The sequence below is a fragment of the Lactobacillus helsingborgensis genome, assembly GCF_000970855.1.
Classification (GTDB): Bacteria; Bacillota; Bacilli; order Lactobacillales; family Lactobacillaceae; genus Lactobacillus; species Lactobacillus helsingborgensis.
The window spans coordinates 1,068,427-1,082,597 of the sequence record NZ_KQ034046.1 but is presented as its reverse complement, the minus strand read 5'-3'; the positions used below and the strand labels follow the sequence as shown (position 1 = coordinate 1,082,597).

General features: G+C 36.4%; 13 protein-coding genes. 12 read left to right on the top strand and 1 reads right to left on the bottom strand.

What is annotated here, in order from left to right:
- Positions 1 to 72 precede the first annotated feature (72 nt).
- The 12 genes from rimP (at position 73) to dnaJ (ending at position 12,239) form a co-directional block, all read left to right on the top strand.
- On the top strand, positions 73 to 546 hold the full coding sequence (gene rimP / locus JF73_RS05025; RefSeq protein ID WP_046327226.1) for a ribosome maturation factor RimP: 474 nt from the start codon (positions 73 to 75) through the stop codon (positions 544 to 546).
- Positions 547 to 564: 18 nt separating this feature from the next.
- A complete protein-coding gene (gene nusA / locus JF73_RS05020; RefSeq protein WP_046327225.1) occupies positions 565 to 1,809 on the top strand; it encodes a transcription termination factor NusA in 1,245 nt (414 codons plus the stop codon).
- Between the two features lie 17 nt (positions 1,810 to 1,826).
- Positions 1,827 to 2,123 (top strand): RNase P modulator RnpM, encoded by a 297-nt coding sequence (rnpM, locus tag JF73_RS05015; RefSeq protein WP_109918474.1) that lies wholly within the window; start codon positions 1,827 to 1,829, stop codon positions 2,121 to 2,123.
- Between the two features lie 2 nt (positions 2,124 to 2,125).
- The gene (locus tag JF73_RS05010) at positions 2,126 to 2,437 is read left to right on the top strand and encodes a ribosomal L7Ae/L30e/S12e/Gadd45 family protein (protein ID WP_046327224.1); all 312 of its coding nucleotides are present in this window, start codon (positions 2,126 to 2,128) and stop codon (positions 2,435 to 2,437) included.
- 4 nt (positions 2,438 to 2,441) lie between these two features.
- Positions 2,442 to 5,078 (top strand): translation initiation factor IF-2, encoded by a 2,637-nt coding sequence (infB, locus tag JF73_RS05005; protein WP_046327223.1) that lies wholly within the window; start codon positions 2,442 to 2,444, stop codon positions 5,076 to 5,078.
- Positions 5,079 to 5,098: 20 nt separating this feature from the next.
- A complete protein-coding gene (locus JF73_RS05000) occupies positions 5,099 to 5,461 on the top strand; it encodes a ribosome-binding factor A (protein ID WP_038522947.1) in 363 nt (120 codons plus the stop codon).
- 44 nt (positions 5,462 to 5,505) lie between these two features.
- Positions 5,506 to 6,399: a tRNA pseudouridine(55) synthase TruB gene (truB, locus tag JF73_RS04995; protein WP_046327415.1), complete on the top strand. Its 894-nt coding sequence runs from the start codon at positions 5,506 to 5,508 to the stop codon at positions 6,397 to 6,399.
- An 18-nt stretch (positions 6,400 to 6,417) separates the two neighbouring features.
- The gene (ribF, locus tag JF73_RS04990; RefSeq protein WP_046327222.1) at positions 6,418 to 7,350 is read left to right on the top strand and encodes a riboflavin biosynthesis protein RibF; all 933 of its coding nucleotides are present in this window, start codon (positions 6,418 to 6,420) and stop codon (positions 7,348 to 7,350) included.
- A gap of 135 nt (positions 7,351 to 7,485) precedes the next feature.
- Positions 7,486 to 8,535 (top strand): heat-inducible transcriptional repressor HrcA, encoded by a 1,050-nt coding sequence (gene hrcA / locus JF73_RS04985; RefSeq protein ID WP_038522942.1) that lies wholly within the window; start codon positions 7,486 to 7,488, stop codon positions 8,533 to 8,535.
- Positions 8,536 to 8,547: 12 nt separating this feature from the next.
- Positions 8,548 to 9,135 carry a nucleotide exchange factor GrpE gene (gene grpE, locus JF73_RS04980; protein ID WP_046327221.1) on the top strand — a complete coding sequence of 196 codons (588 nt, stop codon included), beginning with the start codon at positions 8,548 to 8,550 and terminating at the stop codon, positions 9,133 to 9,135.
- A gap of 18 nt (positions 9,136 to 9,153) precedes the next feature.
- A complete protein-coding gene (gene dnaK / locus JF73_RS04975) occupies positions 9,154 to 11,016 on the top strand; it encodes a molecular chaperone DnaK (RefSeq protein ID WP_046327220.1) in 1,863 nt (620 codons plus the stop codon).
- An 80-nt stretch (positions 11,017 to 11,096) separates the two neighbouring features.
- Positions 11,097 to 12,239, top strand: coding sequence for a molecular chaperone DnaJ (gene dnaJ, locus JF73_RS04970; RefSeq protein WP_046327219.1), 1,143 nt, complete (start codon positions 11,097 to 11,099; stop codon positions 12,237 to 12,239).
- A 41-nt stretch (positions 12,240 to 12,280) separates the two neighbouring features.
- Here the strand turns inward: dnaJ and JF73_RS04965 are convergent, their stop codons facing one another.
- Positions 12,281 to 14,164, bottom strand: coding sequence for a BglG family transcription antiterminator (locus tag JF73_RS04965; protein ID WP_046327218.1), 1,884 nt, complete (start codon positions 14,162 to 14,164; stop codon positions 12,281 to 12,283).
- Between the last annotated feature and the right edge of the window lie 7 nt (positions 14,165 to 14,171).

Below are 14,171 nucleotides of genomic sequence, written 5' to 3'. Positions count from 1 at the left end.
TGATAAAGAAGTTCGAATAGATAATTCGGAGTGAGCAGTTCTGCTCACTCTTTTTATTACGGAGGAAAGTACTTGGCGAAAGTTAAAGATTTTGTTCTTGATGAGATAAGACCAATTATTGCAAAGCGCAATGATGAACTTGTGGATACTGAATACGTTAATGAAAAAGGTCAAAACTATTTAAGAATTTACGTTGACCGTGAGAATGGCATTGATATGGATGAAATTGCAGCCTTAAGTGAATTAATTTCAGCTAAACTAGACCAGCTGCAACCAGATCCTTTTCCAGATCCATACGTATTGGAATTATCATCTCCTGGTATTGAAAGACCAATAAAAACTGCAGCCGATTGGCAAAAGGCTCTAAATCAATATGTTCATGTCAATCTTTACCAGAAAGTTGAAAAACAAAAAGAATATGAGGGAACTTTAAAGTCATTCACTGACAGCGAAATCGAACTTGTTGTTAAAGTTAAAACTAGGAAAAAAGTTTTATCGCTTCCCCGTAAATTAATTGCGAATATTAGATTTGCAATTGAGTTTTAGAAAGGTTGATTAAAATTTATGTCTAAAGAAATGCTTGAGGCGTTTGCTACTTTAGAAAAGACAAAAGGTATCAAACAGGATGTGATTGTTGAGGCCATCAAAGCAGCGCTGGTAGCGGCATATAAGAAAAATTATAATCAAGCCACTAATGTGATAGTTGAGTTTGATGAGCGCAGAGGCGACTTTAAGTTAATGACCGAAAAGACTGTCGTTGAAGAAGTTCATGATGAACGATTGGAGATTAGTTTAAAGGATGCTTTAACCATCAATAGGGCTTATGAACTTGGTGATAAAATTAGATTCGAAGTCGCACCTAAAAACTTTGGCCGGATAGCTGCACAGACTGCTAAACAAGTTATCATGCAACATTTGCGAGAAGCTGAAAGAAATCATATCATTGATGAATATTCTCAATATGAAGACGAATTAATTACAGGTACTGTTGAAAGACGTGATAATCGTTTCGTTTATGTTAAAATTGGTAATGTTGAAGCAGTAATGCCTCGAAATGATCAAATGCCCGGTGAAGTTTATAATCCTCAAGATCAAATTCGTGTATTGGTAACCCACGTTGGTTCTGATTCTAAGGGTGCGCAAATTACGGTTTCACGGACTGCACCGGATATGGTCAAGAGACTGTTTGAACAAGAAGTGCCTGAGATATATGATGGCACGGTTGAAATAGTTTCGATTGCTCGTGAAGCTGGAGACAGAACTAAAATTGCGGTAAAATCTAATGACCCTAATATTGATCCTGTCGGTACCTGTGTTGGTCAAAGAGGTGCGCGGGTACAAAATGTTGTGAACGAACTTGACGGTGAAAATATTGATGTAGTCAAATATGAAGATGATCCGTCTGACTATATTGCCAATGCTCTTAATCCTGCGGAAGTAATTGCTGTGCAATTTGGAGATGAAGATGATGAAAAGAGTGCTTTAGTCATTGTTCCTGATTATCAATTATCGCTGGCAATTGGCAAAAAAGGTCAAAATGTTCGTTTGGCAGCTAGATTAACTGGTTATAAAATTGATATCAGACCAGAGTCTGAAGTAGAATTTGTTGATGAAAGCAGTGCCCAAGCAGAAGAGGAGAACAAAGAAGCTGAAAATTCTACCACTGATGATACTGTTTTACCTGAAGTGCAAGATGATGCTGTAGATGATGAAAATACTAATGAAGAATTGACATCTGAAGAAGCAGAAGTTCCGGATGAACATGAAGAAGCCACAGATGAGGAAACAGTAGATTCTACTGAAGATTAGCATAAGAGGTGAGCTTTTTGAAAAAGAGAAAAATTCCGATGAGAAAAGATCTGTTAACAGATACTATGCAACCAAAAAAAGAATTGGTGCGCATCGTAGTTGACAAAGAGAAAAATGTCTCGGTTGATCCAACTGGTAAGAAACCGGGTCGTGGAGCTTATGTTTCTCTAGATCCTGATCAAATAAAAAATGCTCAAGAAAAAGGACTTATTGAACGTAGTTTAGGAACTAAGATTCCAGCAGAATTTTATGACGAGCTATATTCATACGTTGATCATCAAAAAGCTAGAAAAGAATTGTTTGGTGATAATTAAATTTGCAAAATAGACAAAAAGCATTAAATTTGCTGGGATTAAGTCAAAAAGCTGGTAAATTAGTTTCCGGCTTTGAAGTTGTTTCAATGGGTGTTAAAGCCGCAAAAGTTAAACTGGTTATTCTCGCTCAAGACAGTCAAACTGATACAAGCAAGAAAATTACTAATTTGGCTCAAAAATATGAAGTTTCTGTTATTACAGAATTTAATAGTACGGAAATTTCACAAGCAATTGGTAAAAAACGTAAGGTTTTAGGAATAACTGACATCGGTTTCTGCAAAGCATTATTACAAAAAATTAATGAAGGAGTGTGATTTGATGACTAAAACAAGAATTTATGAATTGGCAAAAGAATTAGGCATCGATAATAAAGCTGTCGTTAATAAAGCTAAAGAACTTGGTTTCGATGTTAAAAATCATATGTCATCACTTGAAGATTCACAGGTAAATCAAATAAAGGGTAGTTTCCGTAGCTCCGCTCCCGCGAAAAAGCAAGAAAAACCTGCAAAAAAGAGTAGTAAAATTAAAATTTCTGTTACCTCAATACGCAAAAATGAAAAAAAGCATGAAGAAAATAATGGCAACAGAAATAATAGAAGAAATAATCAGCATAGAGCAAATAACTGGACAAGGCAGGGGCAAGACCGCAATAAACAACGATCAAATCCTAGCCAAAAAGCCTCTAAGCCGGTCGCACAAGACCTGCTTAAACAACTAAAACAAAAACAGCGAGTTGAAGAAAATACGTTAAACCGTCAAACTGAAAAAGCTCAAAAATCTTATAGTAATGAGCAGAATAAAAAGACCAGCAATGAAGGCAGAAAAACTGTTTCAAAGCCCGAAAAAGAAAATAAAGTTGTCAAATCAGAAACTACCACTCCTAAAGTGACAGGTCCTAAGATTATCAAACCTTCTCCAGCAAGAATGAAGAAGCAGCAAGATAATAATACTGTTCATAAAGAGAAAGTATTAGATACTACTGCAGCTCCTGAACCAGCAAAAGAAGAAAAGCGTCGTGGTAATGGTCATGGCCGCAATTCTGGTAAACCTGGCAGAAAGGGTAGAAATCAAGCTTATGGTGCAAATAATTATACTAAGCACCAAGAAAAACATAAGCGTAAGAATAAGAAAAAGCAGTTTGAACAAGTTCCTAAAAAGCAGCCTACGCAAAGAAAAGAACGTCCTTTACCAGAAACATTAGTTTATGAAGTAGGGATGAATGCCCAAGATCTAGGAAAGATATTGCACCGGGAACCAGCTGAAATAGTTAAAAAACTATTCATGTTGGGCGTGATGACAAATCAAAATCAATCACTTGATAAAGATGCGATTGAATTAGTAGCAGCTGAATACAATATTAATGCAAAAGAAAAAGTTCATGAAGATATTTCAGATATTGATACTCTTTATGATAAGAGAATGGCTGCTTCTAAGGAATCTAAACACCAGACCAAACGTCCACCTGTAGTTACGATTATGGGCCACGTTGACCACGGTAAGACTACTTTACTTGATCGTTTGCGTCATACGCACGTCTCTGCACATGAAGCAGGTGGTATCACTCAAAAAATTGGTGCTTATCAAGTAAGAGTTGATAACCAACCTATTACATTTTTAGATACTCCAGGACATGCTGCATTCTCAAACATGCGTGAACGTGGTGCTGAAATAACTGATATTGTGGTATTGGTTGTTGCAGCTGATGACGGTGTAATGCCACAAACTATTGAAGCAATTGATCACGCTAAAAGTGCCAAGGTGCCAATTATTGTTGCAATCAACAAGATGGATGTTCCTGGGGCTAATCCAGAGCACGTCACTGAACAGTTGATGAAATACAATTTAATTCCTGAAAGTTATGGTGGAGACACTATTTTTGTCAATATCTCTGCTAAAACAGGTGAAAATGTTGATGAATTGCTGCAAATGATCTTATTGCAAGCAGACGTTATGGAATTGAAAGCTGATCCTAAACAAAAAGCAATCGGAACAGTTATTGAAGCACGACTTTCTCGTGGTCGGGGGCCTGTTGCAGACCTTTTGGTTCAACAAGGAACTCTAAAAGTAGGTGATCCTATTGTTGTCGGTAATCGCTTTGGTCGTGTCAGGGTAATGACTAATGATCGCGGACGCCAAGTTGAAAAAGCTACTCCTTCAATGCCAGTGGAAATTACTGGTTTGAACGATGTGCCTGAATCAGCTGATAAAATTGTAGTCTTTGACGATGAAAAGACGGCAAGAAGTGTCGGTGAGCAAAGGGCACAACAGGCATTGCAACAATCCCGTGAAAATGTGCAGCATGTTACCCTTGATAACTTGTTTGACACCATGAAGAAAGAAAACATGAAGGAAGTTGACGTTGTCTTAAAGGCTGACGTACAAGGTTCAGCTGAAGCATTGCAACAGTCACTTGAAAAGATCGAAGTTGAAGGCGTCCGCGTTAATATTATTCATGCCGGCGTTGGTGCGGTTAACGAATCAGATGTTACTTTAGCAGGTGCCTCGAATGCGTTCATCATCGGCTTTAACGTCAGACCTACAGCTACTGCCAAGTCACAAGCAGAAGCCGATGGCGTTGATATTCGTCTTTACAGTATAATTTATAAAGCTATTGATGATGTCAAGGCTGCCATGAAGGGGATGCTTGAGCCAACTTATGAAGATAAGGTTGTCGGTAATTTAACAGTACGCGAGACTTGGAAGGTTTCTAAAGTAGGAACAATTGCCGGTGCTTTTGTGGACTCAGGCTATGTTTCTAAAGATTCTACAGTTAACCTAATTCGTGATGGTGTAGTTATCTATACTGGTAAAGTGGCTTCTCTAAAACGGTTTAAAGATGATGCCAAAGTTGTCAAACAAGGTTTTGACTGTGGTCTAACCATCGAGAACTATAATGATATTAAAATTGGTGATGAATTAGAAGCGGTTGAAAAGCAGGAAGTTAAACCTGAGTAAGATTAACTAGGAGGAAAAACATGAAACACAGAATTGGTCGTGTTGAAGGAGAAATCCTCCGTGAATTAACGAAAATTTTGCGCAAAAATATTCGTGATCCACGAGTTAATGATGTTACAATCACAGCGGTTGAATGTACTAATGATCTGTCTTATGCTACTGTCTACTACAGCATTCTTACAGAAGATTCTAAAAAAGAAGAAGAAGCTGCTGCCGGTTTGAATAAGGCTAAAGGAATGATGAGACACCTTTTAGGTCAAGTCCTAACTGTTTACAAAGTTCCAGAGCTGATTTTTAAAAGAGATAATTCGGTTAAATACGGTAGTAAAATTGATCAATTGATCGCTGAAGTAAAAAAGCAGGATGCAAATCGTAATAAGTAAGAAAGGCGCTGTTGGGCGCTTTTTTCATGGTTAAGGTAAATATAATGATAAACGGTATTTTAGTGATAGATAAAGATCAGGGAATGACGAGTGCAGATGTTGTCTATCATTTACGCAAGGTGTTGCACATTAAAAAAATTGGTCATGCTGGGACTCTTGATCCAGATGTCACAGGTGTATTGCCCATTGCAATTGGCCAGGCTACAAAATTAATTGAACTAATGCATCAACAAAATAAAAAATATGTTGGGCAAGGAATTTTAGGATTTTCTACTGATAGTTGTGACACTAGTGGGAAAATATTAAGCTCTCAGAAACTCACTCAAAAAATTGCGGCAACTGAAATTAAAAAAGCAATGCAGGAATTTATCGGAGAAATCGAGCAAGTGCCGCCAATCTACTCTGCGGTGAGAGTGAATGGGAAACATCTCTATGAATATGCCAGAGCCGGCATAAGTGTTGAGCGACCTAAGAGAAAAGTGCATATCACTAATTATGAACTTGAACGTGAACCATTTTTTGATGACGAAAAAGGACAAGAAACTTTTAGTTTTCAAATAGAATGTAGTAAGGGTACGTATGTAAGGTCATTAGTTAATGATCTGGGAACTAAGCTGGGTGTACCAGCAGTGATGAAGACTTTAAGGCGTACAGCAAGTTCGGGTTTTGATTTGGAGCAGGCAGTTAAATTGTCTACAATAATTGAGAATCCTGAACGCGTCACTGAATTTATTCAGCCATTAGATGCTTTTTTCAAGGACTATAATCACTCTGATCTCAGTGAAACGGATTGGACTAAGGTCAAAAATGGCGCTGCTATTTCCTTGAAAACGAATGCAAAAAAGGTGGCATTACGGTACAATAATAGCGTTAAGGCAATTTATCAGAAAGATGGTACCATGTATCGCCCTTATTTAATGCTTTTACAAAATGAATAAGTGAATGAAGGTCTTATTATGGAAATAATCCATTTAACATATCCCATTAAGAAAAATATCTTCCCCCAGAAAATAGTTCTTGCTTTGGGTTTTTTCGACGGCGTTCATCGGGGACACCAAGAAATAATAAAAGCTGCTAAAAAAAAGGCACAAGCAAAACATTTACCTCTTGTTGTGATGACGTTTGATCGCCACCCCAAAGAAATTTATCAAAATAAAAACGTTACCTACATTGATACCTTGTCGGAAAAGGCATATAAAATGCAAAAGCTTAATGTCGATTATTTATTAGTAATGCACTTTAATAACGCATTTTGCCAGCTGACGCCACAAGAATTTGTGGACGAAATCATTGTTAAATTGCGCACTGATACTGTCGTTGCCGGCTTTGACTATACCTATGGGCCCAAAAATATAGCCAATATGAAAAACTTCCCTGAATTTGCTCAAGGCAGATTTGCTATAGTTGATGTCCCGAAACAGTCTTATGACGGAGAAAAAATTGGTTCAACAGAAATAAAAAAAGCGATCAGTGCCGGAGAAATGGAATTAGCAGCTAAATTGTTAGGTTTTCCTTATCTAATGTCTGGCTATATTGGACATGGGCTGCGCAATGGTCATAAATTAGGCTATCCAACGGCAAATTTAATTTGGAAGCCCAAAAAAGTAGTCCCTAAAGTAGGAGTTTATGCCACCAAAACTAAGATCAGAGGAAAATGGTATGACTCTATGACAAGTGTTGGTTATAATGTCACTATCAATGATGGTCAAAAACTATATATTGAATCAAATTTATTTGGTTTTGATCAAGAAGCTTATGATGAGGAAATGCTAATTAAATGGTATAAGTATACCCGTGGCGAAATTAAGTTTGATAGTTTGAAGAAATTAAAAGAGCAGATGAGTCGAGACGAGTCAGAAATTAAAAATTATTTTGCAAATCATAAGTAATTATATTATCAGACTTAAAAGATAACGGTTTTTAATAAAAAAGTTAGCACTCAGCTTGACATTCTGCTAAAAGCTAGTATCATAATAATTGTTAGCACCTGAGAAGATTGAGTGCTAAAAGTGAGGGCGATATTTATGTTGACCGAACGTCAAGAATTAATTTTAAAAACAATTATCAATGATTTCACGCAGACACATGATCCTGTTGGTTCAAAAACAGTCATGAATCAGTTGCCAATTAAAGTTTCGAGCGCAACAATTCGCAACGAAATGGCCGTTTTAGAAGAAAAGGGCTTAATCGAAAAAACCCATTTGTCAAGTGGTCGTGTTCCTTCTACTGAAGGGTACAGGTACTACCTTGATAACTTGGTAGAGCCCTTACAAATATCTTCTTCTGTTTATAAGAGAATCATTAATCAGCTAGATCAGCCATTTCATCAGGTAAATGACATTGTGCAGGAAGCTGCCAAAATTTTGTCTGATTTGACTAATTACACTGCTTTTGCGGAAGGTCCTGAAAATAGTGATTTAACTATTTCAGGATTTAGAATAGTCCCGCTTTTTAGTAGACAAATAATGGCCATTCTAGCAACTAGTGACGGTGATGTTCATAATCAAGTCTATACGTTACCATATAATGTTCATGGTGATGAGATTGAACGTGCCGTTCGAATGATTAACGATGAATTGGCAGGTAAAACTTTAAGCGAAGTGACACCTGAATTTCTGGAACAAACTTTAGGTAAAAAACTTAAAGTTAGTCATGTTGCCGAATTAATTGAATTGGTAAAAGATGTTATTAGTGATGCTGCTAGTGAGCAAATGTACGTTGATGGTCAGATTAATTTGCTCAATAATATTTCTTTAAGCGATGTTTCTAATTTACGTTCATTATATGAGTTGATTGAGCACAATGATTTGATTTCAAGTATTTTGAATAATGAAGCAAGTTTAAAAAGTGATAGGTATCCAGTAAAAGTAAGTTTAGGCTCTGAACTATCAAATGACTTGTTAAAAGATTACAGTCTGCTTACAGCTGAGTACAGTGTCGGCTCACATGGCAAAGGCATAATAGCTTTACTTGGACCTGATAACATGCCATATTCACAAGTAATAGGACTCCTTGAATACTTTAGAAACGAGTTAGCAAAAAAGTTGCTTGAATATTATGGTAGATTTAAATAAAGGAGGTTAGCCTTGAGTAAGGAAGAAAAAACCAAAAAAGACGTAGATGAAAATCAACGTCATTCTGAGAAAACCCAGTCACCAAAGACAGATTCAAAATCTGAGGCTAACAAGAAAACGAAGCCTGAAACTTCAGAAACAAAAATTAAAGAAAAATTGACTAAGTTACAGGCGGAAAAAGATGATCTTGAAGATAAGTTCTTGCGCAGTCAAGCAGAAATGCAAAATATGCAAAATCGTTATAATAACGAGAGAGCACAACTTATTAAATATGAATCACAGTCTTTAGCCAAAGATGTTCTGCCAGCAATGGACAATTTAGAAAGAGCTTTAGCTACCAAAGTTGATGACGAAGCATCAAAGCAACTTAAAAAGGGTGTACAAATGACCCTTGATTCACTGGTTAAAGCGATGAAAGATCACGGAATTAGTGAAATTACAGCTGAAGGTGTAAAATTTGATCCTAATTTACATCAGGCTGTTCAAACAGTTGCGGCTGAAAATGACGATCAAAAAGATCATGTTGTGCGAGTTTTGCAAAAAGGTTATTTATACAAAGATCGTACTTTAAGACCAGCAATGGTTGTTGTAGCACAATAATTGAAAGGAAGCATATCAATGTCAAAAGTTATCGGAATTGACCTCGGAACTACCAACTCAGCGGTTGCTGTTCTTGAGGGTAAGGAACCAAAAATTATTACTAACCCAGAAGGAAATCGGACAACTCCTTCAGTAGTAGCTTTCAAGGATGGAGAAATTCAAGTCGGTGAAGTTGCTAAGAGACAAGCAATTACCAATCCTAATACTATTTCTTCAATTAAGCGCCACATGGGTGAAGCTGATTATAAGGTGAAGATTGGAGATAAAGCATACACTCCACAAGAAATTTCAGCAATGATCTTGCAGTATATCAAGAAATTCTCCGAGGATTATTTAGGTGAAAAAGTAACAGAAGCTGTGATTACAGTTCCTGCATACTTTAATGACGCTCAACGTCAAGCTACTAAGGATGCTGGTAAAATTGCCGGCCTGGATGTTAAGAGAATCATTAACGAACCTACTGCATCTTCCCTTGCTTACGGTCTTGACAAAGATGCTGAAGACGAAAAAGTTTTAGTTTACGACCTCGGTGGTGGTACTTTTGATGTTTCCGTTTTGCAATTAGGTGACGGTGTGTTCCAAGTTCTTTCAACTAATGGTGATACTCACCTTGGTGGTGATGACTTCGATAACAAGATTATTGATTGGTTGATTAAGAACTTTAAAGATGAAAATGGTGTTGACCTTTCTAAAGATAAAATGGCTTTACAAAGGTTAAAGGATGCTGCTGAAAAGGCTAAGAAAGATCTTTCTGGTGTATCTTCAACTCATATTTCATTACCATTCATTTCTGCTGGCGAATCTGGTCCATTACACCTAGAAGCTGACTTAACTAGGGCAAAATTTGATGAATTAACTTCTGACTTAGTTGATAAGACTAAGATTCCGTTTGACAATGCGTTAAAAGATGCTGAATTAACAGTTAATGATATTGACAAGGTTATTTTAAACGGTGGTTCTACTCGTATTCCTGCTGTGCAAGAAGCTGTTAAGAAGTGGGCGGGTAAAGAACCTGATCACTCAATTAACCCAGACGAAGCTGTTGCTTTAGGTGCTGCTATTCAAGGTGGTGTCATTTCTGGTGACGTTAAGGACGTTGTTTTACTTGATGTAACTCCTCTATCACTTGGTATTGAAACTATGGGTGGTGTATTTACCAAGTTAATTGAGAAGAACACGACAATCCCAACCTCCAAGAGTCAAATCTTCTCTACAGCTGCTGATAATCAACCAGCTGTTGACGTGCACGTATTGCAGGGTGAGCGTCCAATGGCTGCTGATGACAAGACTTTAGGTCGTTTCGAATTAACTGATATTCCAGCAGCTCCTCGTGGTGTGCCACAAATTCAAGTTACTTTTGATATTGACAAGAACGGTATCGTTAATGTTTCTGCTAAGGATATGGGAACCGGTAAAGAACAAAAGATTACTATCAAGAGTTCATCCGGTTTATCCGATGAAGAAATTAAGAAGATGCAAAAAGAAGCTGAAGAACATGCTGAAGAGGATAAGAAGAAGAAAGAAGAAGTTGACCTACGTAACGAAGTTGACCAATTAATCTTCTCCACTGAAAAGACTCTCAAAGATGTTAAAGGTAAAGTATCTGATGACGACACCAAGAAAGTACAAGACGCACTTGATGCCTTGAAGAAGGCACAAAAAGACAACAATTTGGATGAAATGAAGTCTAAGAAGGATGAATTATCCAAGGTTGCTCAAGACCTAGCAGTCAAATTGTACCAAGCTAATGGTGGGGCTCAAGGTGCACAAGGTCAAGCCGGCCCACAAGCAGGTCCCCAAAATCCTGGTTCACAAGATGGTAATTCAGGTAGCGGTTCCGCAGGCGAAGGCGAGTTTCATAAGGTAGACCCAGATAAGTAAAGGGTTTATAATTGAATAAATTAGAAAAGAACTGCCAAGAAAAGTAGTTCTTTTCTTTTGTAAAGTTAAGGAGCTTATAGATGGCACAAGAAGATTACTATAGCGTGCTTGGTGTTGATCGTAACGCCAGTGATAAAGAAATTACCTCTGCTTATCGTAAACTTGCCAAAAAATATCACCCCGATTTAAATCACGAACCGGGTGCGGAAGAAAAATATAAAGAGGTTAATGAAGCCTACGAAGTCTTACATGATAAACAAAAGAAAGCCCAATATGATCAATTTGGTTCTGCAGGAGTCAATGGTCAAGGCGGCTTTGGTGGTGCGGGCCAAGGATATAGTGATTTTGGCGGCTTCGGCGACTTTGGTGATATTTTTAATGATTTCTTCGGCGGTGCAACAGGAGCTAACCAGCGTCGTGCTAATCCAACAGCACCAACACGTGGTGAAGATTTAGACTATACACTGACAATTGATTTCATGGATGCTATTACCGGCAAAAAGACGCAGGTTTCCTACACAAGAAGTGAAACTTGTCCAACTTGCAAAGGAAATGGGGCAGAAAAAGGCACACACCCAATAACTTGTGATAAGTGTAATGGCAGTGGCTACATGACTGTTACCCAGAAGTCGATGCTAGGCGTAATTCGGCGTCAAACAGTATGTGATAAGTGTCATGGTCGAGGTGTAATTATTGAACATCCTTGTCAAACCTGTCATGGTAATGGTGTAATTGATGGTAAAAATACCATTGAAGTTAATATTCCCGCCGGAATTGATAACGGTCAGCAGTTACGTTATGATGGCCAAGGCGAAGCTGGTAAAAATGGTGGTCCTTATGGCGATCTTTATATCAGCTACCGCATTAAACCTTCAAAAGAATTCGAACGTAAAGGAACGACAATTTATACCACAGTGCCAATTTCATTTGCACAGGCAACATTAGGCGATGAAATAAATGTCAAAACTGTCCATGGAGATAAAAAGTTAAAAATTCCTGCTGGTACTCAGCCAAATAAAGAATTTACTTTGCATGGCGAAGGTGTTCCTTATTTGCGCGGCAGTGGTAATGGCGATCAAATTACTACTGTTCAGGTACAAATACCCAAATCAATTAACGAAAAACAAAAGCAGGCTTTAGTTGAATTTGTTAAAGCTGGAGGAGGCTCAATTACCCCTCAGGAAAAAGGCTTTTTTGAAAGATTAAAAGAAAAATTACAGTAATAAGAAAGCAGTACTAAAATTTTTAGTACTGCTTTTTATTTTTATCGTAAAAAATTGGCAATAAACTGTTCAAAAGATTCTGATAAAATAATCTTTTGAATTGATTTGGGATTACAAAGCACTTGTATGAAACTGTTATATAACTTCATAAATTCTTTGCGATCACTATGACTGACAGCAATCATGAAAACACAATTGATTTTATGACCTTTATCCCATTCTATGCCATTTTCTTCTAACAAAACAGCGATTTGTGTTTTTTTCGCATTAAGTTCAATGGCGTGCGGAACGGCAAATAAATTAAAAAAACAGGTAGAAGATATTGTCTCTCTTTGATATACAGATTGAATAAAATTCTCTTGTACTATACCTTCTTCTACTATAGCTTTCCCTAAGAAGTAAATGACGTCACTTTTTGAAGTTAAATTTTTGTTTTTAAAAAAGAGCCTTTTATTGAAATAAGTGGCTAAACTGTTTTTTTGTGCTATCTCATCCTTCATTTGTTTAACTAAGATTATTTTCTTTTCAATCTTTAGTTTTTCATTTTCTGAGAAAAAAGGACTAATTAGAACAAAGGGTTTGCCCATTGAATTAAATTTAATGGTCGAAATTATTAATTCGACTTGATTAATTTCGTGTTGAGTAGGTACACACTTATCCACAAAAACTATTTGTATCTTGCTGGCAAAACTCTCTTTTAGCTGTTTAGATAAAATTTTCGAGATATGTCTGTAATCTGGACAACAGATTCCGACTTTAATCCTATCGTCTTTTTGACTTGTTTGTTCAATGACATATCCAATATAAATACTCAATAAATCTATTTCTGTAGGCGGAATTTTGACCAAAAATTTGTCTTCTAACAGTTTAGTTAGGTGTATTGCTACATCATAAGTAAAAGGAGATGTTTCTTTCACTGAATTAATTATTGAGGTATTAGTAATAAATTGTTTGCTTTTTGCTCGTTTTAGTAGCGACCTAATATGAGTAATAAAGTGGGGCAGAATATCATCATAATCCAGAGTTAAGAGATAATAATTAAACACCTCTTTGATAATCGATTTGATCGTTTTTGAGATTTGGTAATTATTTGTCATAGAGTCTAAAGACTGTTTTGGTTCAATTTGCCCGCTGATTGATAAAGCTATATACGCGACATCATTTTTAGGTATTATGATAGGCCAGTGATCTGTTAATCTGTCGCATATTCTTTGAGCAATTTGAAATTCAATTGATTCTTTAAAGACATTGTATTTAATTTTTTCAATAAAATGTGCTTGTCTATCTCTATATAAAGTGATCAGAACATTAATAACTAGATTGGTTAAATATGGCTTGTCAATATAGTAATTAAACTCTTCAATTGTAGTTAATACTATGCTCTTAACATGAGTGTAGTCACTAGCAGAAATTTTTAATGACGTCATTTCCCAGCTTTTATTTTCATTTACAAGCTCGGAAACAATAATATTTCTGATAAATAGGCGCTTGTCATATTCACTTCCTGAAATACTTAATTTATTCTTTTTGCGATTTAACTTTAAATTATATTTTTTAAAATCGTGCTTAATATTATTTAAGTATTTATTCAAAAGAGACATACTCAAATAAAATTGATCCGCCAATTCGTCTATATCTAATGCCGCTTCAGCAAAAAATATTTTTTCTTGAAGCATTTTTTGTTCAGAAGAATTTTCATTTAGCGATAGGTTAATATTACCCGCTAATTTATCTTTATCTATTAGTTTATACCCTCTATTTGAAGAAGAAATAGTTCTAGGTAAGAAATTATTAATATCATGAATCTCAGTTTGGACTGTTCTGAGTGAAACATTTAAAAAGTTTGCCAATTCTTTACCGGTGATCCTGTCTGTTTTTTCAAGCAAAACTAAGAGAATTTTTTTCTGGCGATTATTTAACTGCATATTTTTT

Bases quoted from the DNA above. Each gene is read 5' to 3' on its own strand.
- nusA (WP_046327225.1), top strand. From the start codon at position 565: ATGTCTAAAGAAATGCTTGAGGCGTTTGCTACTTTAGAAAAGACAAAA.
- infB (WP_046327223.1), top strand. From the start codon at position 2,442: ATGACTAAAACAAGAATTTATGAATTGGCAAAAGAATTAGGCATCGAT.
- JF73_RS05000 (WP_038522947.1), top strand. From the start codon at position 5,099: ATGAAACACAGAATTGGTCGTGTTGAAGGAGAAATCCTCCGTGAATTA.
- truB (WP_046327415.1), top strand. From the start codon at position 5,506: ATGATAAACGGTATTTTAGTGATAGATAAAGATCAGGGAATGACGAGT.
- ribF (WP_046327222.1), top strand. From the start codon at position 6,418: ATGGAAATAATCCATTTAACATATCCCATTAAGAAAAATATCTTCCCC.
- hrcA (WP_038522942.1), top strand. From the start codon at position 7,486: ATGTTGACCGAACGTCAAGAATTAATTTTAAAAACAATTATCAATGAT.
- dnaK (WP_046327220.1), top strand. From the start codon at position 9,154: ATGTCAAAAGTTATCGGAATTGACCTCGGAACTACCAACTCAGCGGTT.
- dnaJ (WP_046327219.1), top strand. From the start codon at position 11,097: ATGGCACAAGAAGATTACTATAGCGTGCTTGGTGTTGATCGTAACGCC.
- JF73_RS04965 (WP_046327218.1), bottom strand. From the start codon at position 14,164: ATGCAGTTAAATAATCGCCAGAAAAAAATTCTCTTAGTTTTGCTTGAA.